This is a genomic window from Bacillus sp. UNC437CL72CviS29, from assembly GCF_000482345.1.
Lineage (GTDB): Bacteria > Bacillota > Bacilli > Bacillales > Bacillaceae_G > Bacillus_A > Bacillus_A arachidis.
This window is the reverse complement of the sequence record NZ_KI535305.1, coordinates 92,189-94,486: the sequence shown is the minus strand read 5'-3', so window position 1 is coordinate 94,486 and position 2,298 is coordinate 92,189. Positions and strand designations below refer to the sequence as shown.

Genomic DNA, 2,298 nt, shown 5'->3' with positions numbered 1-2,298 from the left:
ACATCCACACCAACAGCGGAACCTGTCTTTGGCAATTCTTGCACTTCTATTTCGGCAAGAATCGAGACAAAATATGTTCCACTTGGATTCCTTCTCACAGTAGCGCTCAAAATACATCCTTCTACCTCACGACTTTTGGCAAACGTGACAAGGCCAAGTTTCGGTAACTTTATTTTATTCCCTACAATCGCGATGTTCCCATTTGTGCGCTTCGTTGTATATGATTGAACTTTATTGTTTTTTGACTTAAACCGAGGTGCTTTGTTTTGTTTGTTGAAGAATCGTGAATACGAGTCAGCGAGGTTGTAAAGAGAAGATTGAAGAGCCGTGCTGTCACTTCTTTGAACCATACAAATTCTTTTTTGAGTGCAGGTAGTTGCGAAGAACAAGTGCCATAGGTGAATCCTTTCCCTGTTTCTTTATATCTATCATTCCATTTTGCTAAAAAATAATTGAATACAAAACGAGAACACCCCATTGTTTTCGCGATACGTATTTTTTGTTCTGCATTAGGATAGATCTGGAACTTATACGCTTTATGGACAAGCACCACTTTCCACCTCACTTTCTATTTTAGTTTTTCTACATGCTTTTTTCACGATATGCATGAGAACGATATCGGAATATACTCAAAAATACTTCTCTCGTATCATTTCTTCTTTTTTTGTCGAAATTCCTCTGCCATCATTCAAAAATGTATACATATGGAAAGACTTTTATAATGGAACAATTCCTTCTATGTAAGAATACTTCTTCCACAAGGAGAAATATTAGGATTTTACCTAACCGCCATTCATCTCCCACCTACTCATTGGCCCATGTCCTACCCACTCCTTGAGGTGGGAGTTTTCTGTCGGGAAATGATAAATAGCCTTGCTCCGAATAAAAATTCAGACTGCCAATCACGTTGTTTCATAAAAAAAAGCGCATTGCAATAAAGCGAGTAACCTCTTCAAAAAAACCTGCTGATAGACCGATAACTATAGCAAATAAAAAGAGGATGTCGCATTCAATGAATCACACATCCTCTTTTTACATTTCTGTATTAATATGTTTTATACTTTCTATCTTCCTTAGTTTTTCGATCTACAGATTTTATTAGAACACGTAGCTTTTCTTGATCGGCCCATATAACTCCACATAAAACTAGCACCCCACCTATTAAAGTTTTCCATGTTAAGGATTCATTTAATAAACTAATCGAAGCAATAATACTTATAAGTGGTAGAGCATTTAAATATAACCCACTTACTGATGCCGCAACTCTTTCTAATGCCTTATTCCAAAACCAATAAGATAGGATTGTTGCACAAACAACAAGATACGTAAAACTAAGCCCAGCCTTCCATGTATCTATTTGAGGTAGACCATTGTAAAAAGTTTCAATAACCGCAAATGGGAATAGAATAATTGCCCCTATGATTAATGTTAATGTTGTAAACACTTCATTTGATAGATTTTTTTCTTGTTTTGGCCTTTTTAATAATATTGTATAAAAGGCAAATAAAAAAGTACTTAATAAAATAAGCATATCTCCAACTAGAGAAGCACTTTGATTATTGCTACCAGATGGAATAGTAATACATATTACTCCAATAAAACCTAATATAATCCCAATCCAATAGTTTAACTGAATCTTTTCTTTTAAAAATAACGCCGAAAAGATTATCGTAACTAACGGTAAAGCAGCATCAATAATACTAACATGCAATCCACTCGTTAAAGAAATTCCATATGAGGTAAACATAAAGTATCCTGCCACACCAGTAAAAGATAATACGCTTATCCGTTTCCACGGAACATCCCCATTAATAATATTTTTTCGTAACTGCTGAAAAGAAAACAATAAACATATCCCACCAGCAAAGCAAAGACGAAGAAATAATAAGGTGAATGGTTGAATGGACTCTAACGCCCATTTTGTCGGAGCAATCGCTACTCCCCATAGTATAATTGCTACCAGTAACATACTTATCTCTTTCATAAATCTCCACACCCATTCAAAAAGATATATTATGTATTTTTCCCTTGTTGAATATGTTTGTAACTTCAATTCCCAATAAGCTATAAAGAAAACACTAATCCCTTTTCATACATATTGTTTCATTAAGGTATATTTTCTCTTCAATAGTATAACTGATTTATTCCGTATTATTTTCTCAATTGATAAGACATCTAGTAAAACTTGCAATAGTATGTAAAAACACAAAAAAGACGAGTCATTCTGACTCGTCTTAAGGTTGCTTGGCGACGTCCTACTCTCACAGGGACAAGGTCCCAACTACCATCGGCGCTAGA

At 34.9% G+C, this 2,298-nt stretch carries 1 protein-coding gene and 2 pseudogenes; all 3 read right to left on the bottom strand.

Annotated elements, in window-relative coordinates:
- Window positions 1-550: pseudogene (locus M014_RS27525) on the bottom strand (RNA-guided endonuclease TnpB family protein); the annotation flags it as partial.
- Between the two features lie 324 nt (window positions 551-874).
- Window positions 875-975: pseudogene (locus tag M014_RS29020) on the bottom strand (YhfC family glutamic-type intramembrane protease); the annotation flags it as partial.
- A 70-nt stretch (window positions 976-1,045) separates the two neighbouring features.
- The gene (locus tag M014_RS0126280) at window positions 1,046-1,984 is read right to left on the bottom strand and encodes a DMT family transporter (RefSeq protein WP_026594353.1); all 939 of its coding nucleotides are present in this window, start codon (window positions 1,982-1,984) and stop codon (window positions 1,046-1,048) included.
- Window positions 1,985-2,298: the final 314 nt, after the last annotated feature.

Coding starts and splice junctions, on each gene's coding strand:
- M014_RS0126280 (WP_026594353.1), bottom strand. CDS start 1,984: ATGAAAGAGATAAGTATGTTACTGGTAGCAATTATACTATGGGGAGTA.